This is a genomic window from Xanthomonas sp. NCPPB 3583 (assembly GCF_041475715.2).
Classification (GTDB): domain Bacteria; phylum Pseudomonadota; class Gammaproteobacteria; order Xanthomonadales; family Xanthomonadaceae; genus Xanthomonas; species Xanthomonas euvesicatoria.
The window spans coordinates 2,475,984-2,499,971 of the sequence record NZ_CM191263.1 but is presented as its reverse complement, the minus strand read 5'-3'; the positions used below and the strand labels follow the sequence as shown (position 1 = coordinate 2,499,971).

Here is a 23,988-nt window from a genome sequence, read left to right as displayed (position 1 = left end):
AAGGTGCGACATGGCCAAGCCAACGCTGTTCTTCCTGCATGCGCTCGGCGCCAGCCGACAGGAGTGGAGCCATGTCATCGCGCAGTTGGGTAGCCGCTTCGACTGTATTGCCCTGGACATCCCAGGATTCGGCGATGCACCTGCGCTGGACCACTTCGACACGAACGCGCTTGTTGACTGGTTTAGCGCTGAAGTCATCAGGCGGCAACCAGCATGCTGGTTTGCAGTGGGGCATAGCATGGGCGGAAAGATCGCTACCTTGACGGCGGCCCGGGCACGCGACGGTGTGGCGGGCCTTGCCGGGCTGGCTGGCGTGGTGCTGGTTGCCGCGTCACCGCCAGCCCCCGAACCGATGCAGGAACCGCGACGGCGCACCATGCTTGCCTGGTTCGAAACAGGGCAGCCTGCGCGCGTGGAGGCGGCGCAGTTCGTGGATGCCAACTGCGCTTGCCCGCTTCCTGATGAAATCAGGGACGCTGCGATCAACGACGTTCTGCGCACCGCACCCAGTGCATGGATGGCATGGCTCACACACGGCAGTCGCGAAGACTGCACAGCGCAGGCCGGATGCATCGGCGTGCCGGCACTGATTGTCGCAGGTGGCCAGGATGGTGATCTGGGTGAGGCTGCGCAGCGGCGCCTGAATGCGCCGCACTATGCGCATGCGCAGTTCGCCATCGTGGCCGACGCCGCGCATCTGATTCCCTATGAACAGCCGCAGGAACTGGCGCGGTTGATCGCAGCGCATGTAGACCGCTGCATTGAGAACTGCCTGCCTGAGGACTTCATTGCCTTGCTGAACTCCGAGCGCGTTGCGCCGCGCATGCGCAAGACCTTGCTCGCGCGGCACGCGGGGCCGCCGGCCTCGGGCGAGGGCGTGTTGAACCCGCGGCAGTTGAACGTGCTCGCCGCCGTGGCTGCACGCGTGCTGGATGGCGCGGGCGATGCGGCGCAGATTGCGCGGCGCATCGACCTGCAGCTTGCAGAAGGCACGGGAGATGGCTGGCGGTACGCAGACTTGCCAGACGATCGCCTGGCGATGGCGCTTGGCCTGGATGCACTCGATGCATTGGCCGGCGGCTTTGCCGAACAGTCGGCCAGGGACCAGGACCGCTGGCTGCAGGAGATCGCGCACTCGGTGGTGGGCAATACCTCTGCGCACGGCCTGGATGCGGGGCAATTCGCGCATTGGTTCGAGGATGTACGTGCGGATGTGGTGCGCACCTGGACCAGCCTTCCCGCCACCATGGCTGCGCTGGGCTACGACGGTTTTGCGGTCGGCAACGACACGGGCAGTGGCCCCGTCGGCTATGTAGAGACGGCAGCGGGCCGGGATGAGCACTGGCAATTGCGTGCGCCCGAGACTGCCCAATGAGCAACGCGGGTGGCCAGGACAGCGTCGATGTGGTGGTGGTCGGCAGCGGAGCGGGGGGCGGCCCGCTTGCGGCGCGGCTTGCGCGAGCCGGCGTCTCGGTTGTCGTGCTGGAAGCCGGCGCGGCATTTACGCCGGATTCGCATATTCCCGATGAGTTGACCACCGGCATCTATTGGATGGAGGAGCGTCTGAGCGGTGGGCAAACGCCCACTGCGTTCGGGCCGAACAATTCGGGCTGCGGACTGGGCGGTTCGACGTTGCATTGGGGCGCGTTCTGCCCGCGGCCGGACAAGCGCGATTTCAGCCTTCTGACCCAGACCGGGCAGGGCGCCGATTGGCCGATCCCGCACCATGAGTTGGTCGCTTACGTTCGTCGCGTGGAGACCTTCATCGGGGTCTCCGGTCCCGTGCACTACCCGTGGGACCCCGAGCGCAGCTATGTGTATCGGCCACCACAACGCAATGCGTCGGCCACGGCCATGGCGCACGGTTGCGGCGCGCTTGGCATCCGGACCACCGATGCACCCGCCGCGTTGGTCACCAGGCCGCATCAGCAGGCGCATTGGGGCCAGCGTGCGGCGTGCAACAACTGTGGTGCCTGTCACCAGGGCTGCAGCAACGCCGCCAAGGTGAGCGTGGACACCACATGGCTCCCGCTGGCCAGGGCGCATGGTGCGCAATTGCGCACTGACAGCCGGGTGGTCGATCTTGAATGCGACGGCCGCAGCGCGGTGACCGCGGTGATCTACCGCCAGCATGGGCAGGAGTATCGCCAGCGCTGCAGCACCGTCTTCCTGTGCGCAGGGGGTGTGGAGACACCGCGCTTGTTGCTCAACCTGGCGCTGGCCAACTCCAGCGGGCAGGTGGGCCGCAATTTCATGGCGCACGTGGCAACCCAGGTGTGGGGCGAGTTCGACACAGACATGCGCATGAATCGCGGCTACCCGTCTTCGCTCATTAGCGAAGACATGCTGCGCCCGGCTGACGCCAGCTTCATTGGCGGCTATCTGGTGCAGAGCCTGGGCGTGCAGCCGATCACGCTGGCGAACACGCTGGCGCGCGGTGCCGGCCTGTGGGGCAGGGACCTGGTCGCCACGCTGCGGCGCTACAACCGCCTGGCCGGTATCGGCATCAATGGCGAATGCCTGCCGCAGGACGCCAATCGCCTGACCTTGTCCGACGAACGGGACGCCTTCGGGCAGCGCAAGGCGCGCATCGATTTCAGTTACGGCCCCAATGAGCAGGCCATCGACGCCCATGCGCGCGCAGTGCTTGGATCGATCTGGCAAGCCGCTGGCGCCCGCAACATCTTCGCGGCTGCGCGCTCGGCCCACACGCTCGGGACCTGCCGCATGGGGACCGATCCTGCACAGGCCGTGGTCGATCCCGATGGCCGCACCTTCGACGTGCCGAACCTCTACATCTGCGACAACTCGGTGTTTCCCAGCGCACTGGCAGCCAATCCGGCACTGACCCAGATGGCACTCGCGCTGCGCACCGCAGAACGCTTCCTTGCGCGCTAGCGATAGCTGCGCCAGCACTGCGCCATCACGTATTCAACGACCAGGAGCTCAACATGGATCTCGGAATCAAACAGCGGATCGCCCTCATCAGCGGCGGCGACTCCGGCATGGGCAAGGAGACTGCGCGCCAGCTGCTCGAAGCCGGCGTGCGCGTGGCGATCACCGATCTTCCCAACGGCACGCTCGACCAGGCAGTGGCCGAGCTGTCCGGCCTGGGCGAGATCATCGCCGTCGAAGGCGATGTGACGCAGGAACAGGATGTCGCCCACATCTGGACCCAGGTGCGCGCGCAACTGGGGGAACCGGATATCTACGTCAACGCCGCCGGCGTGACCGGCGCCACCGGCGATTTCCTGGAGGTCAGCGATGCCGGCTGGCTCGAAACGCTGGACATCAACCTGATGGGCGCGGTGCGCATGTGCCGCCAGGCCATTCCTGCCATGCGTCGCAAGCAGTGGGGGCGAATTGTGTTGTTCGCGTCCGAAGATGCAGTGCAGCCGTACGTGGATGAGTTGGCCTACTGCGCGTCCAAGGCCGGCATCCTGAGCCTGGCCAAGGGGCTGTCAAAGGCCTATGGCGCCGACAATGTGCTGGTCAACACGGTGTCGCCTGCCTTCATCGCAACACCGATGACCGACAAGATGATGCAAAAGCGCGCGCAAGAAAACGGAACCAGTGTCGAAGAAGCCATCGCCTCGTTCCTGGATGAAGAACGCCCGGGCATGGTGCTGAAGCGGCGCGGCCGGCCGGAGGAAGTGGCGTCCGTCGTCGCATTCCTGTGCTCGGAGCGCGCCAGTTTCATCAACGGCGCCGGCGTGCGCGTGGACTCGGGCTCGGTATTCACCATCGCCGGCTGAGGCGGGCGGCGCTGTGCAGCGGCAAGCACGTGCATTGCCCAACCGTCCTGCTGCATGTCTTATCCAAGCAAATCCCCGTGCAATTGGCGAGGGCGGGGCAGATCGTCGGTGGCCGCTCTCGAACCGATGGTGGAGCTGCGTGGGGCTGTCAGATGAGACGACAACCGGTCAGATCACCCGCCACAACATGTAGCCCGCAGTGAGGAAGATCAGGCATGCAAATGCGCTATTGAGCAATCCCCGATGCCCGGCTAGCGCCGCTGCAGCATGTGCTCCCGCCATGCCACCTACGCTGCCGGCAACGATGAACGCGGCAGCCAGTGGCCAGTTCACCAACCCGGAGTACGCGTAGTTCACCGCGGTGGTCAGACCGAAGGCAGACACCGCCACCAGCGAGCCGCCTACCGCGGCCAACATTGGCATCCCGGTGGCGGTCATCAAGCCCGGCACGATCAGGAAACCGCCGCCGATGCCGAAGAAGCCGGAAAATCCGCCAGCGAGCGTTCCCAGCCCGACCAACGCGGGTGCATTTTCCTTGCTGATGCGCGCAGCCGCATTCTCTTGCGCGTTGCGCTTGCGCAGCATCAGCAGGCCAATCACCACCATCAATCCCGCAAACAGCGCCAGCAACCGTTGTCCGTCGACGGCCTTACCCAGACTCGAACCAAGGTAGGCGCCGGCAACGCCGGCCAGGGCGAAGACCGAGGCGCACGGCCACCTGACATTGCCACGGCGGGCATGCACGAACAGGTTGGACAGCGCATTGGCAGCGACGGCCAATGCACTGGTCCCGATGGCAACATGCGGATTATCCACACCGACCAGATACAGCATCAGCGGGACAGCGAGAATGGAGCCGCCGCCACCGACCAGTCCCAGCACGAAGCCGACCAACACGCCGGAAAGCCCGCCCAGCACGAGCTGCAGCAATGAAAGGGTTTGCATGACCGGTGTTTACTCAGGACTGGATGGCGCGTCGCGAATGAGACGCGGAGCGAGTGAGGAAAGGTCGTAACCTGCGCCGGCGGCGATCGACAGAACCTGGTCTGTGGTGAGCCTGAGGGTGCGGACTTGTGCCAGCGCCCACAACGACGTCGAGCGCGTTCCCGTCCTGCAATACGCAACGACGGGCGCAGGCAGTTGCTCCAGCATTTCGCAAAATTGCTGCACGTCGTCCTCCGAAATGGCGCCGGCGACAACGGGCAGATAAGCGAAACGCATGCCCGCCTGCGCGCAGGCCGATTGCATGGTCAGATGATCGGGTTGATCCGGCTGCTCGTTGTCTGGCCTGTTGCAGACAACGCTGGCGACACCCAGGCTGGCAAGGGCAGGAAGATCGGCAGGCAACAATTGGCCGGCCACCAGCAGGGCAGGCGAAAGCGATCGCAGTTTCATGCGACGTGTTTTCCCGCGCCGGCGCGATGGAGAAAGCTGTGGAGGAAGACGCCTGCCACCAGCGAGGCAGCGAACACCAAGGCGAACGCCTGGCCGGTCGCCAACAGCGCGATGGCGGGACCAGGGCAGACCCCGGCCAGACCCCAGCCAATGCCAAACAGCGCCGCACCGATTACCAGCTTGCGGTCGATTCGCCGCTGCTGCGGCAGCTGCAGTGTCGGGGCGAGCAAGGGAGTGCGGCGTGCGCGCGCCCATTGGTAGGCGATGGCCGAAGGGATCAGCGCGCCTGCCATCACCAGGGCCAGCGAATCATCCCAGGCACCGGTGACATCGAGGAAGGCAAGCACGCGTGCAGGATTGGCCATGTCCGAAATCACCAGGCCCAACCCGAACAAGGCGCCGCAGAGAAAAGCCGCCACGCGGATCATGCGCCCGCTCCAGCGACAGCCCGCACGGCCGTCACTGTTGCCATGCCCAGCAGCATGAACACGGTGGTGGCGACGATCGAGCGCGGCGACAGTCTTGCCAGGCCGCTCACTCCGTGCCCGCTGGTGCAGCCGGCACCCAGACGGGTTCCATAGCCCACCAGCACGCCGGCCACGATCAGCACCGGCATGCTGGTGCCGCTCAGCGGCGCGAGCGTGATGGGCTTGAGCGCCAATGCCACACCTGCGCTTGTCAGAAGCCCGGCCAGGAACAGGATGGACAGCGAGCGCGCGCCGCCCGCGTGCAGACCGAGCGCATCGGCGAGCAGGCCGGAGATGCCGGCGATGCGGCCGACCAGCAGTAAATACGCGCCAGAGGCGGTGCCGATCATCAGCCCACCAATCAGCGGCCAATACCAGGCGAGGTGCGGGAGCGTCATAGCACGTCCAACGGCAGCTTCAGATAACGCACGCCGTTGTCTTCCGGCGTGGGCAGATGACCGGCGCGCATGTTGACTTGCACCGATGGAAGCAGAAGGCGCGGCATGGGAAGCGTGGCGTCGCGTGTCTCGTGCATCTTCACGAAGTCCGCTTCGGAAACGCCCGCATGCAGATGCACATTCGCGCTGCGTTGCGCGCCAATCGTGGTTTCCCATGCGAAATGGGCCCGGCCTGCGGACTTGTAGTCGTGGCAGACGAAGACACGCGTGGCATCGGGCAGTTTCAGCAGCCGTTGGATGGAGCGATAGAGCTGGCGTGCCGAGCCGCCCGGAAAATCGCAGCGCACCGTGCCGTAGTCCGGCATGAACAACGTATCGCCTGAAAACAGCGCATCGCCGATGACGTAAGCCATGCACGCGGGCGTATGTCCGGGAACATGCAGCGCCACTGCGTGCAGATGCCCGATCGTGAATGCTGCGCCGTCGGCGAACAGATGATCGAACTGGCTGCCGTCCCGGCTGAATTCCTTGCCGGCGTTGAAAAGGTTGCCGAAGGTCTGCTGCACGGCCGTGATGCGCTCGCCGATGGCGAGCTGTCCGCCCACCTGCTGCTGCAGCCACGGCGCAGCCGACAGGTGGTCGGCATGGGCGTGTGTTTCGAGGTGCCATTGCACCTGTAACGCCTCGTCACGCACGTAGTGCGCAAGCGCTTCAGCCGAACCGGTCGCAGTTCGGCCTGACGCCATGTCGAAGTCGAGCACGCTGTCGATGATGGCGCAGGCCGACGAGCCAGGGTCTCGGACCACGTGGCTGGCGGCAAAGGTCACCGGGTCGAAGAATGTCGCCACGTGCGGCGCGCTCATGCGACCGGAGCGGGTGTCTTCCACGACAGCGCAGGCCGCTGCCAGGCAGGTGTCGCGTGTTGGATGACTCACGATGGCAGCGTCGAGAAGGAGTAAGGAAACAATCTCATAGTTACATATACTGTGCAAATATCAAATTGGCGCTGGCCGTTTTCGTTCAGCCGCAGTGCCTAGCCGTTACCCTCTACATTCCTGATCCGCAGTCCCCACGCCTCGTGACCGAATCTGCTTTCTCCACCGATGCTCTTGCCGCCATGAAGGAGCGCGTGCCAGACGTGGCCGAGCTGCTCCGTTTCATGGCCACACCGTCACGCCTGCTGTTGCTGTGCCAGTTATCGCAAGGCGAATCCACCGTCAGTGGCCTGGAAGCGACGACAGGCATTCGGCAGCCTGCCTTGTCCCAGCAACTGGCCGACCTGCGTCAGCGGCAGTTGGTCCTGACTCGCCGCGAATCTCGATCCATCATTTATCGTTTGGCCGACCCAAAAGTGGCAGCCTTGCTGAGCGCCATGCATGCGATCTTTTGTGCGGAGGATGACCATGGCGATCGCGTCCCTGAGTAATGCGCTATGGATGCAGCTGCTCCGATCTGCGCAGCATTGCCGTCCGCGCCGCGCGACGCTGGCTAGCTCATCGCCGTAATCCAGGCGCATCTGACGGACGACCCCGGACACGGATTTGACCTGCCTATGGAGTCGGCGTGGCGGTCGCGGGGTCGGGGCAAAAACCGTGCCTGGCGGGTCCAGACCGCGCTGAACCTCACTCTTCCATGTCGCGGCAAGCGTCGGCGACCTGATCGCATCCGCGCCGCTGGAGATCCCGCAAGCGGCGAACCACACCTGGCAGGCAGACTTCATGTCCGACGCCGCCTCATGGCCTGGCCGCCGCTTCCGCACCTTCAACATCAACGATGACTGCAATCGCGGATCGATGAAGTTGAATCCACACCAGCTTGCACTCGGCACGGGTCATCCGCGCCCTGGACGAGTTGGCACGTTGAAACGTGGCACGGCTCAGTCACGGTTTCCTTCCTGACAGTTCAACGGTTCCTTGCCATCGTCTACCGGCCGGGCCAACTGCGGATGCGGCGGCCACAGAGCCATTCCGCTATCGCGCTTACTTCAGGTGTTCGCGTAATCCATCGCCGGCTTGGCGAATCGCATCACGGACTGCCGATACGTCCCGAAGCGCATTGAGCAGGCCGTAATCGTGGATCAGCCCGTTGTAGCGCGTCACGGTCACCTCGACACCTGCTTGATCTAGCGTGCGACCGAAGGCTTCGCCCTCATCGCGCAGTACGTCCAGCTCCGCCGTCTGAATCTGGGTCGGCGGCAAGCCTTCCAGCTGGGCGGCGGTAGCACGCAGGGGCGAAGCAGTGATCTCGGCGCGGGCCTTGGGGTCGGTGGTGTAGTTGTCCCAGAACCAGGTCATCATGTTGCGGCTGAGGAAGTAGCCGCTCTGGTAGCGCTGGTACGAGTCATTGTCGAACGCGGCGTCGGTGACCGGCCACAGCATCAGGTTGTAGCGCAGTGCCGGCGTGCCTGCTGCCTTGGCCTGCAGCGCCACTGCCGCCACCATGTTGCCACCGACGCTGTTGCCGGCCAGTGCCAGGCGTTGGCCATCCACGCCGATCTCCATGCCGTGTTCGGCAACCCAACGCGTGGCGGCATAGGCCTGATGGATCGCCACCGGGTAGTGCGCCTCCGGCGAGGGCGTGTAATCGACGTAGACCGCCGCTGCGCCGGAGGCATTGACCAGGTCGCGGATCAGGCGTTCGTGGGTCGGGAAGTCGCCCAGCACCCAGCCGCCGCCATGGAAGAACATGAAAGCCGGCAGCACCTGGCCAGTGCTATGCGGCGGCCGCACGATCACCAGGTTCAGCGGCTTGCCGTTGGCCTGGATGGTCTTGCGGCTTACATCGGCCGCCGGCAGGGGTGTATTGGCCTGGGCGTTGGTCAGCACCTGGCGGGCCTGCGCGGGGCTCAGCTGCTCGATCGGCGTGCCGCCACCGCTGTTGAGCGCCTTGAGGAAGTCTGCGACCGGGCGCAATGGCGCCGGCTGGTCGCTGGGTGCGGCCGCGACAGCAGTGCCAATCGATGCCGCCAGCAGCGTGGTGGCAATAAGGGCGAGGGGAGTCTTCATGATGCGGTTCCTGGACAAGCCGGGCAGGGTGCCGGCGACAGGAGTGACTTTGCGCGTCAAGGCGATACGATATGCCGCAAATCGTCCATGAAATTTTACCTGGAGTCCAAGATGGTCGACCGTCTGGCCGCCTTGCTGAGCCATTTCTCGGTGACCGCCGAGGTCTTCCATGCCGGCGCGCTGTGCGGCATCAACCAGCTCGACAGTGGCGACCGGGGCCAGCTGCACCTGATCCGTCAGGGCACGGTGGTGGTCCACAACGGCGACGGCAGCCACCTGCAGATCGACCGGCCCAGTTTGCTGCTCTATCCGCGCGCACTTGCGCACCGCTTCGACACCGACCCGGTGCACGGAGCCGACTTTGCCTGCGCGCACCTGAGTTTCAGCGGCGGCGCGGCCAATCCATTGGTGCGCGCACTGCCTGCGTGCATTTGCCTGCCGCTGGAAGCGCTGCGCCAAGGTGCGGTGCTGGTGCATGCCTTGTTCGAAGAAGCCTTCGCACAGCACTGCGGGCGGCAGGCAGTGCTCAACCGGCTCTTCGAAGTGGTGCTGGTGCACGTGATCCGCGAACTGATGGAGCAAGGCCACGCCAAGGGCGGCATGTTGGCCGGCATGGCCGACGCGCGGCTGCGCCTGGCCCTGGTCGGCATCCACGAACATCCCGCCAAGCCCTGGTCGCTGGAGTCGCTGGCCGCCCGTGCCGGCATGTCGCGCAGCGCCTTTGCCCGCAGCTTTCACGACACGGTGGGCTGCACTCCAGGCCAGTACCTGCAGGATTGGCGCATCGCGCTGGTGCAACGCGGCCTGCGCCAGGGCCGGTCGCTCAAGCAACTGGCCGACGAGGTGGGCTACGCCAGCGAAGCAGCGCTTTCGCGTGCATTCAAGGCGCAGGTAGGGCACTCGCCGCGGATGTGGCGGAAATCTAGCTTGTGACGGCTTCAGACCAGTCATGGGATTTTACATAATATACATTATGCGAAATCATCTATCCGAGCGGCATCGACTTGGCTACGCTGGATCTGGAACCGGGCTCGGTAAAGCTGTGACTTTTCACCCTGCTCCCGGCCAAGTAACAGGTTTTGCGTGCAGTTCGGGGAAGTCACAGGTTTACCAAGGCGCACCGGTTACGGCCCGGCACGAGAAATGGGCGCCGCATTCTTTAACGGTCCATCGACGCACGCTGGGCGCATCCCCCCGTGGCTGACGTTGTAGGCGCTTGCCAATAAGGAAGAAGGACGGTTGCTGTCGCTCAGATCCGATGAGGACCATTGAGGTATCCGCGGAACCACTCCTCCTCGAACTGCGAGGTTAGATACGGGCGCACAAACGCCGATTGGGTGAGGTCCCGCAACCGCTCCTCATGCTGAGCGATGGCTTCCACATCACTGAGTGTCGGGTAGTGACGCAATAGCCGGTAGGCTTCCTGGCGCACAGACTTGGGCACGGCTTGACTGCCGGCGAGTTCCCTGAGAAACGCTCCGGCTTGCAGCAAGTTGCGGGTGCGCTCATCGGGAAGGGTCATACTAGCACCACAGGCGGCTAAGGAACTCTTAGCCTAGCGCGTATGCCCGACCGGCTGCCAGTGGCCAGGGTGCATCTAACGCTAGGTCGCGCCGCGCAATCGTGGGCTGAGGTGAACGCTCGGACGCCGTCGACGACGTCACCAGTCCATGTCGGCAGAGCGGTCGACCTGATGACCCCAGTAGTGCAGGAACTCTGTCATCGCCTCCGGCGAACGCATCGCAATGACATAGGTGCTCCGGGCCATAGTTAGCACCGTCGGATACGTGTTCTCCAGCAAGAACTCACGTGCCGGGGCACGAACGCCCGCGAACATGAAGGCCTCGAAGTGGTCGAGCACCTGAAAAACCTTCAGCGCGTCGAATGCCAAACCGTTTCCGAAGCGAAAGTGCTTAGGCCCCTTACGGTGCGGCAGCAACACCGGTACCGCGCCTGCCGGCGAATGGAATGAGAACGCCTCCCCCTGTTTGCCGAAGGCTCCATGCGCCACGTGGTTGCGCAGATCCTGGCGCACCGCCAGCACGCGATCTAGCAGCGTGTTGGCGCCCTCCTCAGTTACATCGATCGCCGACTTGAACTTGCCCGTCCAATCGCCGGACGCCAGTGCTGCCACTTTGTCACCGGTGGTGATGCGTCCTTGCAAAATTGCCAGGTGGATTAGCGCGTGCTCAGTCCAAGAGAAGTACGCTTCCACTGCCGACAAGGCCATCCACTGTGGTTGCGGCTCGGGGTGCCACTCCGCGAGCCACATCTCTGTTAGCGAAGAAAGGTCAGTCTTACCCTTGGCCGCGGCGCGGCGCTCGGCCTCACGCTTCTTGGCCGTGTCGGCATGATCTTGCGCGGCCTGGCGCAGGTAGCGGTAGCGCTCGTAGAGCGGCTGGCTGTGGTTGGCCACGTTTATCGCCGACTGTGCGACCCGGGTGTCAGCGAACCAATCAAAGAACCGCCGCGCTTCCTTGGTCGCCTTGAGTATTCGGTTCACGATCTCGGTCGCTTCAGCCGCCACTCGCTCGGGCTCAGGATGGAACAGCCCCAAGCCCATCTTGCGATGCTCGATGGTAAACAGATTGCCGCGAAAATCGAGCGGAATTGTCCATGCGACCTTTTCCTCCGGACCTCTGTGCGGGAAGTTCAGGAGCTCCACTAGCAGGAAGTAGACCAGGTAGTACTCGGGCAGGCGCCGTCCTGCCTGTGTACGCTTTGCATTCAACCAGAAGTTCGGCACGGTCTGGGTTTGGTCGTGCGCGGGACGAACGTCTCGCAACGCTCGCAAAGCGCCTTGGCGTACCGGCTCTATTTCTGGAGGCAGCGAATCCTCAGCTGTCATCAGTCAGACTTCCTTCGGGTACCGGTTATGAGAGAAACGAATTGGTCCGCCATATCTTGCAACGGCGTGGGCTATTCCTGCGCCAGCGGTGCATGGTGCCCCGCGACAATGTGGCGCGCACGCTCAAAGATCTCGTCAAAGGTGAAAATCTCTGGCTGGTGCAAGTGGGCGCGGTACAGCTCGAACGAGCGCAGTCGGTCCTCGCTCACCCCGTGCTCGTTGCGGAACTCACCCAGGCTGCCCGCGATCACGAATGAGCGCGGCGAAAAGTTGAACACCTCCTCTCCTGTTGGGAATCCGTCCTCACCGGTGATCCTATGCCTGCCAAACAGGCTCTCCGATGCATAGGACACCGTCCCCTGGATTTGCGCCACAGCGCCGCAAAGTTCGGCCGACGGGGCGTAGCAACCGCCGCGATACTGCTGCTTGGCCATCAGGCCGGTGCGATGGTGCTTGATCTCGACGAAACACAACGTCGAGGCAATCGCCTTCGATTTGAGCAGCCCGTCGACGCGCTTGCCGGGCCGGAGAACGGTATGCCCGCGTACGTACTGCTCAAGCTTTTCACCATCGAGGCCCGCGCCGTACACGTACTGCAGGCCATAGCCGAAGATCCACGGGTTCTTCTCGAAGAATTGCTGCCACAGCGCCTCGTCACCGCACCGCTTCACGGCCTTGGCGTGCTCAAAGTAATCCGCATCGCTCAACAGTCGCTCAAAGGTCTCGAGCTGCTGACGGCGGTATCCGAGCGACACCAGGTCTTCCTTGGTCACAGCTTGGCGCACCGCCTCAGCAAAGACCTCAGGGTTACCGGCCAGCAGTGCACCGGCTTGCGCCGGCGTGAGTACGCGGCGCCGCAGCTCGTCATCGGTGAGATTCAATGAGCGGCTCTCTTCGAAGGCGGCGGCGCGGATGTTGGTTACAAACTCCAGCAGCCGCGGGATCTCCTCGCCGACGAAGGTGAAGCCAGCGCCGTACGGCATGCCGGAGTCGTTGTCGAACTTCTGGATCGTAAGGATGAAGACATCGCCAGTGGCTTCCAGGAACTTCGCTTTGATGCTCGTGCGTGCATTGGGCTTATCGCGCAGTACAACTTCGCCGTGCTCCTTGGCGTACTCGTAGCCATCGCTGGCGCCGGAGACTTTCGAGGCGATCCGCACGCGCTTGGTCTTATCGCCAAATCCCGGTAGCGAGGGGCTGACATAGACCTTACGGGGCTTGGGGAACTGGTAACTATCGTCATCCATGGCGTATAGGGCGGCGTCGAGTCAGTCGGCATCTTCAGTCGTAAACGTTACGCTTTTTGGCGGAGAGGCGCCGATCGCAGCCCGGTGGGTCGCGCAGCTTGAGCGCGTGCCAGCCTCGACTGTACCGTGGCCAGTTCCCGCTGGGCCTTGGCGAGTGCGGTCTCCGCGCCGCGCCGGGCTAGGTCGCTGGCGCGCAGCGCGGTGGCATGCTCGCGAAGCAATGCGGTGGTTCGGGCTTTTTCCGCCTTGAGCTCCTGGCGCATGCGGTCAACCTCCCCGTAGGCACGGTCCTCGGCCTGGCGCAGGTGCGCGTGCAGCGCCTCGCGCTCGGCGGCGGCCGCCATTCGCTCCTGCTCAAGGCGGGACTGCGCGTCGTGGAGCTGCATTTCTACGGCGTCCCGGCGACCGCTCATCTGTTCCAATTGCCGCTGCAAGCCGCCCACCTGCGCGGCGAGCTCGCCGGCGCGCTGCTCCCAGACGGCCAACGCCGCCTCGGCAATCTGGCTCGCGGCCATCGCCTTCTGCCGTTCCGCCTCAAGCCCAGTCACGCGCTCGCGTTCGGAGGTCACGCGTTCTTCGACCTTAGCCATGGCGTCGGCTAGGGAGGCGCGCTCGGGCGCCAGCGACGCGTCGGCCTGCTCAAGTCCGGCCGCCAGCGCGAGTTCCCATATCTGGGCGAAGGCCACGCCCACATTCTCCGGCACCTCCGGCATTTCCAGCCGGTGATTGAGCCGCTGGGAAAGCAGAGTCCACCACGCGTCCAACAACGGCCCGATCGTGTTCGGCGAGCCGCGACCAAGGTGCAGGCGTACGCGCTCGACGGTCGGCCGTTCGCCAGCGCCGAGCAGCGCGTCGGCCGCCTCAAACACCTCGTTTTCTTTGATTCCTTTAGCCATCTGATATCTCCGACACGCGTGCCCTGCCCCATTGCCAATCCACATCCGATAACAGATAGTTATCGGAAGTAAGCGCCCTAAAACGTACTATCTGATACGTGCAACATATGAAATCTAACATGGCTGTGCCCAACCCCCCTGCCTCGGCCATCCTCGCCCCGAACCGTCTCGCAGCGCAGGCGGCCGACGCCGTGCGCGAGCTGCTGGCTGAGGCAGCCGCCGCCAACACCACCCGCAGCTACGCCACTGCGCTGCGCTACTGGGCGGGCTGGTTCCAGGGGCGCTTCGGGCAGCCAATCACGCTACCGGTGCCCGAGCCGGCCGTGGTCCAGTTCGTGGTCGACCATCTGGCCCGGCGCGGCAAGGCTGGCCTGACGTGGGAGCTGCCGCCGGCATTGGATGGGTACTTGGTCGCCGCCGGGCTTAAGCAGAAATCAGGTGCCTTCAAGCTCAGCACCGTGGTGCATCGCGTGGCCGTGCTCTCGGCGGCCCACCAGGCGCACAAAGCCGCTAACCCGTGCGAGGCCCCTGCCGTGCGCCAGCTGCTCAAGCGCGGCCGCCGCGCCTCGGTCAAACGCGGCGAGCGGCCACATAAGAAGACCGCCATTACCCGTAGCGAGCTTGAGGCGCTGCTGAGGGTCGGCAGGGATTCGTGAGAAAAACAGCCGAATCGGCTCTAACACCATGATTCAACGAGGAAACGTCCCTCGACGTCAGGCAGTTCGTAGATTACAGACCTAGGGTTGATCGAACCAGAAGCCGCGTGACACAGGCATTCCTGGAGTACTGCTGCTCAGGCACGCGTGCCTTTCTTGAATGTTGGATTCAAGAGTTTCCACGCTCCTGACCCAACGGAAACCTTCATGAAGGCTCCGGCCGTCGCCTGATCCATTGCAGTAGTTCCTCGTGCTGGATCGTACGTCCAGCGTCGACGTCAGCCATACCCTCGCGGGTCCGCCGATCCTTCTCTTCCTCGGTCAATTCCGGAAGGAGTGCTAGTAGCTTGTCTTCAGTGCTCATAGGCCGATGAGCTGCGCTCAAGTTGGCTTGATTCTCGTGAATATGGGCAGGATCTGGGGATCATCCAGGCCCGTCGGCAAAGGCAGCGATACGTCGTGGACCGCCAAGTCGATGATTACGTCTAAATCTGAGCATAGGGGCTGAATGGCGGTGGTCACCAGACGAGCCGCCCGCTCGGCGAAAGCCAGGTCGACCACCAGCCAGATCAACAGACCGGGAGGCTGTTCGACACCCTCTGACGAGTGAGTTTCTAGGAGATACGCCGACGAGACGAAGTTGGCGTGCTCAAGGCTGCCGCTGATGGCCGGAGCGAGCCAAGCCGGTGCGGCCTGGGCAGGTCTCACCGCGAACTCCGCCGGCGCCAGCCGTTCCACCCTGGCCAGAAAGCCCGTATCTAAGAATGCCGCAACCTCTTCCGGGTACAGGACAACGCCGCCGTCGTTGGGATTGAGCATCAACGTCGCGCCGCGAGTACCGGTTAGCAGCTCACGGCCTGAAACTCCCAGAATTCTGACAGCAGCTGAGCTGGCCGCCTGCGCCTTGTCGAGCGAGGTAAAGAATGGGATCGCATCGAAACCGTCAGGATGCCGGAACTGGACCAGCCGCGGTGTCGGCGCGTCGTCCGAGACGGGCGCATGCACGTACACGATCGCATCCATCAGTCGGTGGAAGAATGCGCGTTCCTCGATTGCGCTGCCGCGGGCCCGTTCAAAGGAAGCCTCCAGCGCTGCCTCCGCAGACGTAGTCCCTCCTCCACGCGGCCTGCTCGGTTGCTTCATGGTCAGATGCGATGAGGGCCAAGCGGGTACTCGGAGAACCAATCAGCCTCGATCTCGCTGCTCAGGTAGGGTCGTACGAAGGCCGACTTGGTCAGCGCTCGCAGCCGCTCTTCGTGCTCAGCAATCGCCTCGATGTCGCTGACGGTTGGATAGTGCCGCAGCAGTCGATATGCCTCTTGCCGCACCTCTTTGGGCACGGCTTGGCTGGCCGCTAGCTGCCTGAGGAACGCGCCCGCCTGCAGCACATTGCGGGTGCGCTCAGATGGCATCGTCATGACATCAAGAATGACTAATACTAAGGAATGCTTAGCTTATCGCGTTTGTCGCCGGCAAGCGCACGGTGCAACTGCGGACCTTGCGATTCCTGTATTAATGTAATAGAATCAACAACTTACTTCGCATAACGTCGCTTATGTAAAGCCGCGGCGTGGCCGGTATGGTGAGTCTGGTGTCTGAGTGGCTCCGCCCTCGATTGGTGTCTTGCTCACGTTGCGGCTAGCCCGCGCCGGACGCTCCAGCACTGATAGCCTTCAGTTCCGCGAGCATGATGGGCGCAGGCTTGGTAGGTTTCGAGAATCAACCCGGCACGCTTGAGGGGCACCGATGACGCAGCAAACGGATGACTCAGAGAGCGATCCTGCTCAGGCCAAGAAGAATGCTCAGGCGAATTTCGATCGAATGCTTACTGGCATTCCGATGGAAATCCAAGACAGAGAAGCCAGCTTGGCCAGTCGGCTGGCCGCCTTGCCTGGAAGCCCGATAAAAAAGCTGCGCGCCTTGCACAAGGAAATGGAGATCCTGTCCGCTGCGATGGCTCCGTATGTCGCATGCAGTGCGGGGTGCTCGGCATGTTGCCACTACCCGGTGCACCTTTATCCCGTTGAGGCCGAGCTTATTGAGAAGCGCTCCTCGCATTCTCGATTGCCGAAGTCGCTTCCTAGTGCCGACTTCCATGGTTCGCCCTGCCCCTTCCTCATCCAGGAACAATGCTCGATCTACGAGGACCGTCCAATGGTTTGCCGCCAGCATGTTGCGTTGACCAACACGGCGTACTGGTGCGATCCGGTCAGATCGGGCGAAATCACTTTGCCAATGGCCCAACTCTCCAAAGTTCAAGAAGCTTTTCATGAGCTCGTAGCAAAAGATGGCCGCACGACCCCCATGGACATTAGACAGATCTTTGCGGTACCCGGCGAAAGCTCCTAGGCATGGGAGTGCCTGAAAACTTGACCCGACAGCGCCCTTTTATGCGAGATATGCGCGCAACGGGAATGTCAGGACTGATGGAACCGCGCTTCTTGCGTACGCCCACCGTAGCCATAGGCCGAGGCGCGCGCATCGTGGACATGTACATAGCTTGTCGGGTGCACGGGGCCTAACAGGCGCTCAAAGCAGGCGAATACCTCGGCAAGATACTCTGCCTTCTCCGCTTTGGTGTTGGTCTCATCCGTCACGATGATCTCCAGCGAGAAGCTTGAGACGCCAATCAGATCGCTCATCTGTGTAGATATCTTCGCGGTCAGCGCGGGAGACGAAGATGCAGAGACTTTGATGTTGATCAGAGGCATGAAGGAGCACGTGTGAAGCCGAGAGGCTAGTTGATGGCGATGACCACTTTGCCGATGGGCCTTCCATGTTCCATGCGCGCAAACGCGGCAGCAGCTTCAGCAAAAGGAAAGATGGTGTCGATAACCGGCACGATGGCGTGTTCGTCGATGAAGCGGATAAGGGCTTGGGTCATTTTCTTGGAACCCACTACCACTCCGGTGAGTGACTTACCGCCGATGAGTGAGAATGGATCGATGCTCAATGCAAATCCGCCAGCGACGCCACCGATGGTCACGACTTTGCCGCCGGGGCGCAGACTTCGCAGCGAGCGAGCAATCGTGTCAGCTCCACCGATGTCCATCACCAGATCTACGCCGCCGGTCGTGCGGAGCACCGTTTCATCCCAGTTGGGATCGGTGTTGTAGTTGATGGCAGCTTGTGCCCCCAATGCCACCATGTGCTCGATGCCCTCTTCCCTCCCAGAGAGCACCGTGACGCAGAAGCCGGCTGCCAGCGCGAGCTGGACCGCCCATGTAGACACACCGCCGGCGCCCTGAATCAGCACATGAGCACCGTCGGGCAGCGCGCCCAACTCAAATAACGCGTGCCAGGCAGTGACCCCTGCGCACGCGATCGTAGAAGCTTGCTCCCACGACAGAGTGCGCGGCGCGTGCACCAATGCGCTCTGATCGACCACCAGATGTGTCGTCAGCACACCGTCGATATTGCCACCAACCGACAGGGACAGCGCTTCATCACTGGGAAATCCTTCACTCCACAGCGGGAAGAAGATGGGAAGTACGGCATCACCGATGGAGAAGTCGGTGATCGCCGAACCTACAGCTACTACTTGTCCGGCGGCGTCCGACAAAGGAATGCGGGTTTCGCCGGCCCCCATCTGACCGTGAACAACGAGTAAGTCACGGTAGTTGAGCGAGGCGGCCTTGACGGCCAGTAGCATCTGGTTCTCACCCAAGGACGAGAGCGGAATTTCGATTCTGTGAAGGCTTTGTGGACCCTGTCCACGGATGACGCGGTAGGCGTGCATGAGGCTCATACGGCGAGGTTGGTGAGAGGTGGCGATCGAGATGGCGCAATGGCACAACGAATTCTTTGACGACGCCATTAATGAACAATATGGGCCGGATAGCCGATCGAGCTGAGCACTTGCTTTATCAGCTCAAGCGGACGGCGGGTTTCGAGGCTGATGCGGCGTTGGTCCGGCATGAACTGCGCCCGCATCGATGGATCTACGCTCATCAACGCACGTCGAATGGGTGCCACACATGCGCTGCAAGCCATGGCCGGGATATGTAGTCGATGCATGTTGCTGCTCCAACCAGCAGGGATAGCTAGCGTCAGGCTTCCCACTGTGGCAACGTCAATGCCCGTTCGTCGGACTCGCCAAATCGTCCAGAATCGGACATTCCGGGCGGTTGTCGCCATGGCATCGACTTGCTAGGTCGCGCAGCGTTCGCTGCATGGCCTGCATCTCGGTAATCTTGATCTGCAGATCGTCGATGTGGCCTTGGGCCAGTTTCTTGACCTGGGCGCTGGCTCGCCGGTCATCGCTCCACAAGCCTAAGAGCGATTGGATTTGTTTGATGGAAAATCCCAGGTTGCGGGCACGACGAATGAACCGAAGCCTGTGCACATCGGCATCGGTGTAAAGGCGATAGCCAGCAAAGGTGCGACTAGCCGGAGGGATCAGATCGATCCCTTCATAGTGGCGAATCATCTTGGCGCTGACCTCGCTGAGCGCGGCAGCCTCGCCGATGTTATGCAATCCGGCTTCGCGCGCGTCGGCCAGTTCGGGTCGCAGTGCCTTGGAGCTGCGTCTGGTTGCCATCATGCCTCTCCCACATCGATCTTGGTTGGCTGCCAACGGCGCAACAGCAGCGTGTTGGCAATCACGCTCACACTGGACAAGGCCATCGCTGCGCCGGCAATGACCGGATCAAGCAAGCCCAGGGCCGCCAGAGGAATCCCGACCACGTTGTAACCGAAGGCCCAGAACAGGTTCTGATGGATCTTGCGGGTCGTGCGGCGGGAAATGTCGATGGCATCGGCGATCAGACCCGGCTCAGCGCGCATTAGGGTAACCCCAGCGGCATGCATCGCCACATCGGTACCGGTTCCCATGGCCACCCCTAGGTTGGCGGCAGCCAGCGCTGGCGCATCGTTGACACCATCGCCGACCATGGCCACCGGTGCCGACTGAGCCAATTCAGCGACCAACGCAGCTTTCTGCTCAGGCAATACATTGGCGCGCACCTCTTGGATGCCCAGCACCTTGGCCACCGAGGCGGCGGCGCCGGGGTTGTCGCCAGAAATCATGACGGTGCGCAAACCCAGCGTATGCAGACGCTGCACGGCCGCGGCTGCACCCAGACGCGGTGGATCCTCAAAGGCCAGTATGCCGAGCAACTGCGGATGATCGGTGCCCTGCTCTGCCAGCCAGGACACCGTGTGGCCGGTCTGGCTGAGTAGGTCGGCCCGGGTCTGCAATGCCGTGAGCGCAACGCCATGCTCAAGCATCATACGGGTACTGCCCAGCAACAGGTTCCTGCCATCCACCTTGCCGGTGATGCCGCGGCCAGGCACCGCCTGCACGTCGCGTGCGAGCGGAATGGCGCGCTGGCCCATTGCGCTCAGTACGGCCTTGGCCAAGGGATGCTCGCTGCCTTGCTGCAGGGCCGCCGCCAACGGCAACAGATCGGCCGCGTGGCCACGGGTGGCAGTTTCTTCGGTCAGTACCGGACGTCCTTGGGTCAACGTGCCTGTTTTGTCGAAGGCCACCACCTTTACGGTACGTGCCACTTCCAGCGCTTCGGCATCCTTGACCAGAATGCCCGCTCGGGCGGCCACGCCGGTGCCGGCCATGATCGCGGTCGGAGTCGCCAACCCCAGCGCGCATGGGCATGCGATGACCAGCACCGCTACCGCGCTCAGGATCGCCTGGTTCCAATCACCCGTCCCCAAACCCCACCCTAGCAGCGTGAGCAAAGCCAGGCCGATCACTACCGGCACGAAGATCGCACTCACCCGATCCACGGTTCGCTGGATAGGTGCCTTCTTGGCCTGTGCATCCTCCACGAGGCGAATGATCCGAGACAGGGCGGTCTCGGCGCCGATGGCCAGTGTGCGTACCAGAATGCGGCCTTCGCCATTGATAGCCCCACCGGTGATGCGATCGCCCTCCCCGCGAGCCACGGGCATGGACTCCCCGGTGATCAGGGACTCATCCACATGCGTGCGGCCCTCCGCGATCACGCCATCCACGGGGATGCGCTCGCCTGGCCGCACACTGACGATGTCCGAGACGGCAACCTCATGAATGGCAACCTCGCGCTCGTGCCCGTCCTGATACACGCGTGCGGTGGCTGGCCGCAGTGCTTGCAAGGCCCGGATCGCTTGCGTGGTCTGTTGCTTGGCGCGGGCCTCTAACCACTTGCCCAGCAGGATCAAGGTAATGATGACCGCCGAGGTCTCGAAGTACAGCGGGGCATTGCCGTGGTGTCCTGCATCATTGAACAAGTGATAGACACTCAGCCCATAACCGGCACTGGTCCCCAAAGCGACCAGCAGATCCATGTTGCCCGTGCCGGCGCGCAGGGCGTGCCATCCGGCGCGATAAAAGCGCGCACCGATCCAGAACTGTACCGGCGTTGCGAGCAAGAACTGCAGCCAGCCCGGTAGCATCCAGTGCTGACCTGCGACCCATCCCAGCATTGGGACGACCAATGGCAGGGACAGGGCCGCAGCGATCAGCAGTTTGAGGGTGTCACCACTGAGCGCCTGGCGCGCCGGCGCTGTATCGGCGTTGCCTGCCGGGGTCTGCGGTTCGATCGCGCGGTAGCCCGCTGCGCTGACCGCGGCAACCAGGGATGCGACCTCCACCAGTGACGTGGTCGTTATGCGCGCGCGCTCGGTGGCCAGATTGACCGACACCTCCATCACGCCCGGCACAGCGCGCAGCGAACGCTCTACCCGTGCCACACAGGAAGCGCAGGTCATCCCTTCAATGATCAGATCCCGCTCCTGGCTGGCAACCTCATAACCGGCCTGCTTCACCGCAGCGATCAAGGCGGGCAATACGGCTGCCGGCGCGGTTACCTCGGCCACTTCTGTTGCCAGATTGATCGACGCATCGCTCACGCCGGCAACGGCCCGCAAGCTGCGCTCTACCCGGCCTACACATGAGGCACATGTCATGCCGGCGACGCTGAAGCGATGGGTGTCCGCAGGCGCCGGCTGCGGCGAGGTGAGCGTTATGTCCATGGAGTAAGGGCCAATAGGAACGAGCAGGTAGCCTGAGCCTTCCCATGATGGGAAGGTCAACAGCGCGAGAGGGATCAGTACTCAACTTGCCCTTCGTTTGACCTTCCCACCGTGGGAAGGCCCAACGTGACACCGTCGGCAAACCGTCGATACTTTTGGAGGGTTGTTTATGGATCTCGTTGTTGAAGGCATGACCTGTGGTCACTGTGTCCGGACGGTCACCCAAGCCATTCAGGCCTTTGACCCCCACGCCCAGGTGGACGTCGATCTGGGCAGTGGCGTGGTCAAGATCGAGGGCCTGCTTGCCGTAGAACAGGCGGTTGAGGCTATCCAGCGGCAAGGCTATGTGATCGCCGCCGTGCTCCCTTCTGAGGCCGGTACGCCTGCCACCCCGGCCGCATCCTCCTGCTGCGGCGGATGCCACCGCTGAGTCCGCGCGAGGGCTTGATCCTGATCAATGCCAGTCGGCCCCAAGAGGGCTAGACTGGCCATCATGAGAGCTCGCACGTCCCCTACCCTGATCTGCCCAGCGTCCGCAGGCGCTGCTTCGGGCGTGCGGGAGCTGTCATGGTGAAGCTGCTGAGGCGATGGCGGCGACCCCGTTCTCGTGCCCGACTGGCATGGCTGGGACTGTGGGCGCTGCTGCTGCAGCAACTGGCGCTGGTGGCTTACGCCTGTCCGCTGGAATCGGTGGAAGCTGGACAAGCGACCCTGATGGTCGGTTGCGAAGAGATGTCCGCGCCGGATCCCGATGCTCCGGCGTTGTGCGACCAGCATTGCCAGCGCGATCACATCGCCACGGCCGATGCGAAGGCCCCTCAAGTGCCTTACCAGCCCGCGCTGGTCGCCTTCGCGCTCGTGCAGGCTCTGTTGCCACCGGCACACGCGCAGTTCTATCGGGATGTTCCGGTGTGCGTGTCCGATCCGCCTCCCCTGCAGCGCTTCTGTAGCCTGCTGATTTAAGCCCCCTCCTGGATTGACCCCTGCTCGTGCTGCATGCGTTGCAGCGCGCTCGTTGTCGTTTGTCCGGAGGTCTTATGGAGATGTCTTTCTTCTTGCGTGCAAGGCGCAGGATGGCGTGTGGGTTCGTGTTTGCCCTGGCGCTCAGTGGTCCTGCGGTGGCGGCATCGCCCGCTATCCCGATCAGCTACAGAGAAGCCCTACAACGGGCGCTTGCTAACGCCCCAACCCTGCAGGTGCGCCGATCCCAGATCGATGCCAGTACCGAGGAAGCCGCGCGTGCTGGCGCGCTGCCCGACCCACGTTTGATCGTGGGGCTGGCGAACTGGCCCGTCAGCGGACCCGATGCCTTCAGCTTGCGGGCCGATGAGATGACCACCCAGCAAATCGGTCTGATGCAGGAGTTTCCTGCGCGTGCGAAACGACGTGCCGAGCAAGCGCTTGCGCAAGCGACGCTGGCGCAAGCGCGCTCACTATCGATGGCCGAACAGCAGATGGTGGCCCAAGCGGCCGCGCTGGCCTGGATCGAGCTGTGGAGTACGCAGCAAGCCGTAGATGCGTTGGAAGGTCTGCGCGAGCCGGCCCGCATAGCCGAGCGTGCGGCGCGTGCTCGCTTGGCAGGCGGCACGGCCGTGGCCAGTGATGTGCTTGCCGCTCAGGCCGCCCTGCTGCAGTTGGACAATCGCCTGGAGCAGGTACATGCGGAGCATGCCGCGGCGCGGGCCGGCCTGGCGCGGTGGTTGGGTATTGCACCAGAGGCGATCTTGGCCACTGGTACGGCACCGGATTTTTCGCAGTTGCCATTGGAGCCCACCCAACTGCTGGCCAAACTGGACCAGCACACGCCACTACTGGGCTGGGAGGCACGCCAGAGCGTAGCCCAGGCCCAGGTGGATGCGGCCGTGGCCGAAACCCGCCCGGATTGGAGTGTGGAACTCACCTACGGACGTCGCGAGCGCGCGCCCGACGGCATGGCGCGCAGTGACATGCTCATGGTGGAAGTGGGTGTGGGCCTGCCGCTGTTCCAGAAGAACCGCCAAGCACGAGGCATCGCGGCACGGCGGGCCGAGCTGGAGGCGGTGTCCGCAGAGCGCGATGAAGCCCGGCGCATCCAAGCCGAGTCGGTGCAACGCGCGATAGCGCGATGGCGCGGGTTAACCGGCCAGTTGGAGCGCCAGAACATGCAGAGCCTGCCTTTGGCGCGCGATCGTGCATGCACGGCGTTGGCCGCCTACGGCGCCGGTGCCGACCTGCAGCCGTGGCTGGAAGCGCGGCGCGATGAGATCGAATTGAAACTGGAGAACGCCCGTCTGCTGGGCGAACAGGGCCGTGCCTGGGCGGCACTGGCCTATCTGCTGCCCCATGAGGAGAACACGCCATGAGCCCGAC

Annotated in this window: 26 protein-coding genes and 1 pseudogene; 10 read left to right on the top strand and 17 right to left on the bottom strand. The window is 63.3% G+C overall.

Annotated elements, in window-relative coordinates; all coding sequences use genetic code 11:
* Window positions 1-10 precede the first annotated feature (10 nt).
* Genes ACCQ07_RS10940 through ACCQ07_RS10930 form a run of 3 tightly spaced genes read left to right on the top strand, consistent with a single transcriptional unit; the run spans window position 11 to window position 3,755 of the window.
* On the top strand, window positions 11-1,375 hold the full coding sequence (locus ACCQ07_RS10940; RefSeq protein ID WP_372364098.1) for an alpha/beta hydrolase: 1,365 nt from the start codon (window positions 11-13) through the stop codon (window positions 1,373-1,375).
* Window positions 1,372-2,898 (top strand): GMC family oxidoreductase, encoded by a 1,527-nt coding sequence (locus ACCQ07_RS10935; protein WP_372364096.1) that lies wholly within the window; start codon window positions 1,372-1,374, stop codon window positions 2,896-2,898. The genes ACCQ07_RS10940 and ACCQ07_RS10935 overlap by 4 nt, the downstream gene beginning before the upstream one ends.
* Window positions 2,899-2,951: 53 nt before the next feature.
* Window positions 2,952-3,755, top strand: coding sequence for an SDR family NAD(P)-dependent oxidoreductase (locus ACCQ07_RS10930; protein ID WP_057681763.1), 804 nt, complete (start codon window positions 2,952-2,954; stop codon window positions 3,753-3,755).
* 168 nt (window positions 3,756-3,923) lie between these two features.
* Here the strand turns inward: ACCQ07_RS10930 and ACCQ07_RS10925 are convergent, their stop codons facing one another.
* Genes ACCQ07_RS10925 through ACCQ07_RS10905 form a run of 5 tightly spaced genes read right to left on the bottom strand, consistent with a single transcriptional unit; the run spans window position 3,924 to window position 6,878 of the window.
* Entirely contained in the window at window positions 3,924-4,685 is a 762-nt protein-coding gene (locus tag ACCQ07_RS10925) for a sulfite exporter TauE/SafE family protein (RefSeq protein ID WP_081029754.1), read from the bottom strand.
* A 24-nt stretch (window positions 4,686-4,709) separates the two neighbouring features.
* Entirely contained in the window at window positions 4,710-5,150 is a 441-nt protein-coding gene (locus ACCQ07_RS10920; protein ID WP_031422774.1) for a protein tyrosine phosphatase family protein, read from the bottom strand.
* Window positions 5,147-5,578 (bottom strand): DUF6691 family protein, encoded by a 432-nt coding sequence (locus ACCQ07_RS10915; protein ID WP_008575716.1) that lies wholly within the window; start codon window positions 5,576-5,578, stop codon window positions 5,147-5,149. Before ACCQ07_RS10915 ends, ACCQ07_RS10920 begins: the two co-directional genes overlap by 4 nt.
* Entirely contained in the window at window positions 5,575-6,015 is a 441-nt protein-coding gene (locus tag ACCQ07_RS10910) for a YeeE/YedE family protein (RefSeq protein ID WP_008575717.1), read from the bottom strand. The genes ACCQ07_RS10915 and ACCQ07_RS10910 overlap by 4 nt, the downstream gene beginning before the upstream one ends.
* Window positions 6,012-6,878 (bottom strand): MBL fold metallo-hydrolase, encoded by an 867-nt coding sequence (locus ACCQ07_RS10905; protein ID WP_372165827.1) that lies wholly within the window; start codon window positions 6,876-6,878, stop codon window positions 6,012-6,014. Before ACCQ07_RS10905 ends, ACCQ07_RS10910 begins: the two co-directional genes overlap by 4 nt.
* Before the next feature lie 254 nt (window positions 6,879-7,132).
* On the opposite strand from ACCQ07_RS10905, the gene ACCQ07_RS10900 reads away from it, so the two are divergent.
* On the top strand, window positions 7,133-7,441 hold the full coding sequence (locus tag ACCQ07_RS10900) for an ArsR/SmtB family transcription factor (RefSeq protein ID WP_033479010.1): 309 nt from the start codon (window positions 7,133-7,135) through the stop codon (window positions 7,439-7,441).
* A 553-nt stretch (window positions 7,442-7,994) separates the two neighbouring features.
* Here ACCQ07_RS10900 and ACCQ07_RS10895 read toward each other — a convergent pair.
* Window positions 7,995-9,020, bottom strand: coding sequence for an alpha/beta hydrolase (locus ACCQ07_RS10895; RefSeq protein ID WP_057681765.1), 1,026 nt, complete (start codon window positions 9,018-9,020; stop codon window positions 7,995-7,997).
* 111 nt (window positions 9,021-9,131) lie between these two features.
* Here ACCQ07_RS10895 and ACCQ07_RS10890 point away from each other — a divergent pair, with 111 nt between their 5' ends.
* A complete protein-coding gene (locus tag ACCQ07_RS10890) occupies window positions 9,132-9,953 on the top strand; it encodes an AraC family transcriptional regulator (RefSeq protein WP_055026686.1) in 822 nt (273 codons plus the stop codon).
* Between the two features lie 316 nt (window positions 9,954-10,269).
* On the opposite strand, the gene ACCQ07_RS10885 is transcribed toward ACCQ07_RS10890, so the two are convergent.
* The 4 genes from ACCQ07_RS10885 to ACCQ07_RS10870 all read right to left on the bottom strand — a co-directional run bounded on the left by ACCQ07_RS10885 (window position 10,270) and on the right by ACCQ07_RS10870 (window position 14,011).
* On the bottom strand, window positions 10,270-10,542 hold the full coding sequence (locus tag ACCQ07_RS10885) for a BPSL0761 family protein (RefSeq protein ID WP_184579037.1): 273 nt from the start codon (window positions 10,540-10,542) through the stop codon (window positions 10,270-10,272).
* A 138-nt stretch (window positions 10,543-10,680) separates the two neighbouring features.
* On the bottom strand, window positions 10,681-11,868 hold the full coding sequence (locus ACCQ07_RS10880; protein ID WP_184579039.1) for a hypothetical protein: 1,188 nt from the start codon (window positions 11,866-11,868) through the stop codon (window positions 10,681-10,683).
* A 71-nt stretch (window positions 11,869-11,939) separates the two neighbouring features.
* Complete coding sequence (locus ACCQ07_RS10875; protein ID WP_184579042.1) at window positions 11,940-13,115, bottom strand: Shedu immune nuclease family protein; 1,176 nt, start codon at window positions 13,113-13,115, stop codon at window positions 11,940-11,942.
* A gap of 47 nt (window positions 13,116-13,162) precedes the next feature.
* Complete coding sequence (locus ACCQ07_RS10870; protein ID WP_184579045.1) at window positions 13,163-14,011, bottom strand: DNA-binding protein; 849 nt, start codon at window positions 14,009-14,011, stop codon at window positions 13,163-13,165.
* A gap of 107 nt (window positions 14,012-14,118) precedes the next feature.
* Here ACCQ07_RS10870 and ACCQ07_RS10865 point away from each other — a divergent pair.
* Window positions 14,119-14,661: pseudogene (locus ACCQ07_RS10865) on the top strand (integrase); the annotation flags it as partial.
* Window positions 14,662-15,048: 387 nt separating this feature from the next.
* On the opposite strand, the gene ACCQ07_RS10860 reads toward ACCQ07_RS10865, so the two are convergent.
* Together ACCQ07_RS10860 and ACCQ07_RS10855 are read right to left on the bottom strand one after the other, a co-directional pair.
* Entirely contained in the window at window positions 15,049-15,810 is a 762-nt protein-coding gene (locus ACCQ07_RS10860; protein WP_184579053.1) for an SseB family protein, read from the bottom strand.
* 2 nt (window positions 15,811-15,812) lie between these two features.
* The gene (locus tag ACCQ07_RS10855; RefSeq protein ID WP_074053025.1) at window positions 15,813-16,085 is read right to left on the bottom strand and encodes a BPSL0761 family protein; all 273 of its coding nucleotides are present in this window, start codon (window positions 16,083-16,085) and stop codon (window positions 15,813-15,815) included.
* Window positions 16,086-16,413: 328 nt separating this feature from the next.
* Here ACCQ07_RS10855 and ACCQ07_RS10850 point away from each other — a divergent pair, with 328 nt between their 5' ends.
* A complete protein-coding gene (locus tag ACCQ07_RS10850) occupies window positions 16,414-17,016 on the top strand; it encodes a YkgJ family cysteine cluster protein (RefSeq protein ID WP_074053024.1) in 603 nt (200 codons plus the stop codon).
* Window positions 17,017-17,084: 68 nt separating this feature from the next.
* Here ACCQ07_RS10850 and ACCQ07_RS10845 read toward each other — a convergent pair whose 3' ends face one another.
* The 5 genes from ACCQ07_RS10845 to ACCQ07_RS10825 form a co-directional block, all read right to left on the bottom strand.
* Window positions 17,085-17,378, bottom strand: a complete 294-nt coding sequence (locus ACCQ07_RS10845) for a tautomerase family protein (protein WP_074053023.1) — start codon at window positions 17,376-17,378, stop codon at window positions 17,085-17,087.
* 26 nt (window positions 17,379-17,404) lie between these two features.
* Complete coding sequence (locus ACCQ07_RS10840; RefSeq protein WP_167370942.1) at window positions 17,405-18,415, bottom strand: zinc-dependent alcohol dehydrogenase family protein; 1,011 nt, start codon at window positions 18,413-18,415, stop codon at window positions 17,405-17,407.
* Between the two features lie 68 nt (window positions 18,416-18,483).
* Window positions 18,484-18,618 (bottom strand): hypothetical protein, encoded by a 135-nt coding sequence (locus ACCQ07_RS10835; RefSeq protein WP_260294694.1) that lies wholly within the window; start codon window positions 18,616-18,618, stop codon window positions 18,484-18,486.
* 121 nt (window positions 18,619-18,739) lie between these two features.
* Window positions 18,740-19,207 carry a Cu(I)-responsive transcriptional regulator gene (gene cueR / locus ACCQ07_RS10830; RefSeq protein ID WP_196768840.1) on the bottom strand — a complete coding sequence of 156 codons (468 nt, stop codon included), beginning with the start codon at window positions 19,205-19,207 and terminating at the stop codon, window positions 18,740-18,742.
* Window positions 19,207-21,573, bottom strand: coding sequence for a heavy metal translocating P-type ATPase (locus tag ACCQ07_RS10825; RefSeq protein WP_306677760.1), 2,367 nt, complete (start codon window positions 21,571-21,573; stop codon window positions 19,207-19,209). The genes cueR and ACCQ07_RS10825 overlap by 1 nt, the downstream gene beginning before the upstream one ends.
* Window positions 21,574-21,808: 235 nt before the next feature.
* On the opposite strand from ACCQ07_RS10825, the gene ACCQ07_RS10820 reads away from it, so the two are divergent.
* The 3 genes from ACCQ07_RS10820 to ACCQ07_RS10810 all read left to right on the top strand — a co-directional run bounded on the left by ACCQ07_RS10820 (window position 21,809) and on the right by ACCQ07_RS10810 (window position 23,981).
* On the top strand, window positions 21,809-22,069 hold the full coding sequence (locus ACCQ07_RS10820; protein ID WP_074053020.1) for a heavy-metal-associated domain-containing protein: 261 nt from the start codon (window positions 21,809-21,811) through the stop codon (window positions 22,067-22,069).
* A 137-nt stretch (window positions 22,070-22,206) separates the two neighbouring features.
* Complete coding sequence (locus tag ACCQ07_RS10815; protein WP_074053019.1) at window positions 22,207-22,602, top strand: hypothetical protein; 396 nt, start codon at window positions 22,207-22,209, stop codon at window positions 22,600-22,602.
* Window positions 22,603-22,835: 233 nt separating this feature from the next.
* Window positions 22,836-23,981 (top strand): TolC family protein, encoded by a 1,146-nt coding sequence (locus ACCQ07_RS10810; RefSeq protein ID WP_372364092.1) that lies wholly within the window; start codon window positions 22,836-22,838, stop codon window positions 23,979-23,981.
* The last annotated feature ends 7 nt before the right edge of the window (window positions 23,982-23,988 follow it).

Excerpts from the sequence above, each read along its gene's own strand:
- ACCQ07_RS10825 (WP_306677760.1), bottom strand. The coding sequence starts at position 21,573 with ATGACATGTGCCTCATGTGTAGGCCGGGTAGAGCGCAGCTTGCGGGCC.
- ACCQ07_RS10820 (WP_074053020.1), top strand. The coding sequence starts at position 21,809 with ATGGATCTCGTTGTTGAAGGCATGACCTGTGGTCACTGTGTCCGGACG.
- ACCQ07_RS10890 (WP_055026686.1), top strand. The coding sequence starts at position 9,132 with ATGGTCGACCGTCTGGCCGCCTTGCTGAGCCATTTCTCGGTGACCGCC.
- ACCQ07_RS10845 (WP_074053023.1), bottom strand. The coding sequence starts at position 17,378 with ATGCCTCTGATCAACATCAAAGTCTCTGCATCTTCGTCTCCCGCGCTG.
- ACCQ07_RS10895 (WP_057681765.1), bottom strand. The coding sequence starts at position 9,020 with ATGAAGACTCCCCTCGCCCTTATTGCCACCACGCTGCTGGCGGCATCG.
- ACCQ07_RS10855 (WP_074053025.1), bottom strand. The coding sequence starts at position 16,085 with ATGACGATGCCATCTGAGCGCACCCGCAATGTGCTGCAGGCGGGCGCG.
- ACCQ07_RS10940 (WP_372364098.1), top strand. The coding sequence starts at position 11 with ATGGCCAAGCCAACGCTGTTCTTCCTGCATGCGCTCGGCGCCAGCCGA.
- ACCQ07_RS10910 (WP_008575717.1), bottom strand. The coding sequence starts at position 6,015 with ATGACGCTCCCGCACCTCGCCTGGTATTGGCCGCTGATTGGTGGGCTG.
- ACCQ07_RS10840 (WP_167370942.1), bottom strand. The coding sequence starts at position 18,415 with ATGAGCCTCATGCACGCCTACCGCGTCATCCGTGGACAGGGTCCACAA.
- ACCQ07_RS10920 (WP_031422774.1), bottom strand. The coding sequence starts at position 5,150 with ATGAAACTGCGATCGCTTTCGCCTGCCCTGCTGGTGGCCGGCCAATTG.
- ACCQ07_RS10880 (WP_184579039.1), bottom strand. The coding sequence starts at position 11,868 with ATGACAGCTGAGGATTCGCTGCCTCCAGAAATAGAGCCGGTACGCCAA.
- cueR (WP_196768840.1), bottom strand. The coding sequence starts at position 19,207 with ATGGCAACCAGACGCAGCTCCAAGGCACTGCGACCCGAACTGGCCGAC.
- ACCQ07_RS10850 (WP_074053024.1), top strand. The coding sequence starts at position 16,414 with ATGACGCAGCAAACGGATGACTCAGAGAGCGATCCTGCTCAGGCCAAG.
- ACCQ07_RS10930 (WP_057681763.1), top strand. The coding sequence starts at position 2,952 with ATGGATCTCGGAATCAAACAGCGGATCGCCCTCATCAGCGGCGGCGAC.
- ACCQ07_RS10915 (WP_008575716.1), bottom strand. The coding sequence starts at position 5,578 with ATGATCCGCGTGGCGGCTTTTCTCTGCGGCGCCTTGTTCGGGTTGGGC.
- ACCQ07_RS10875 (WP_184579042.1), bottom strand. The coding sequence starts at position 13,115 with ATGGATGACGATAGTTACCAGTTCCCCAAGCCCCGTAAGGTCTATGTC.
- ACCQ07_RS10860 (WP_184579053.1), bottom strand. The coding sequence starts at position 15,810 with ATGAAGCAACCGAGCAGGCCGCGTGGAGGAGGGACTACGTCTGCGGAG.
- ACCQ07_RS10870 (WP_184579045.1), bottom strand. The coding sequence starts at position 14,011 with ATGGCTAAAGGAATCAAAGAAAACGAGGTGTTTGAGGCGGCCGACGCG.
- ACCQ07_RS10935 (WP_372364096.1), top strand. The coding sequence starts at position 1,372 with ATGAGCAACGCGGGTGGCCAGGACAGCGTCGATGTGGTGGTGGTCGGC.
- ACCQ07_RS10905 (WP_372165827.1), bottom strand. The coding sequence starts at position 6,878 with ATGAGCGCGCCGCACGTGGCGACATTCTTCGACCCGGTGACCTTTGCC.
- ACCQ07_RS10900 (WP_033479010.1), top strand. The coding sequence starts at position 7,133 with ATGAAGGAGCGCGTGCCAGACGTGGCCGAGCTGCTCCGTTTCATGGCC.
- ACCQ07_RS10815 (WP_074053019.1), top strand. The coding sequence starts at position 22,207 with ATGGTGAAGCTGCTGAGGCGATGGCGGCGACCCCGTTCTCGTGCCCGA.
- ACCQ07_RS10835 (WP_260294694.1), bottom strand. The coding sequence starts at position 18,618 with ATGAGCGTAGATCCATCGATGCGGGCGCAGTTCATGCCGGACCAACGC.
- ACCQ07_RS10885 (WP_184579037.1), bottom strand. The coding sequence starts at position 10,542 with ATGACCCTTCCCGATGAGCGCACCCGCAACTTGCTGCAAGCCGGAGCG.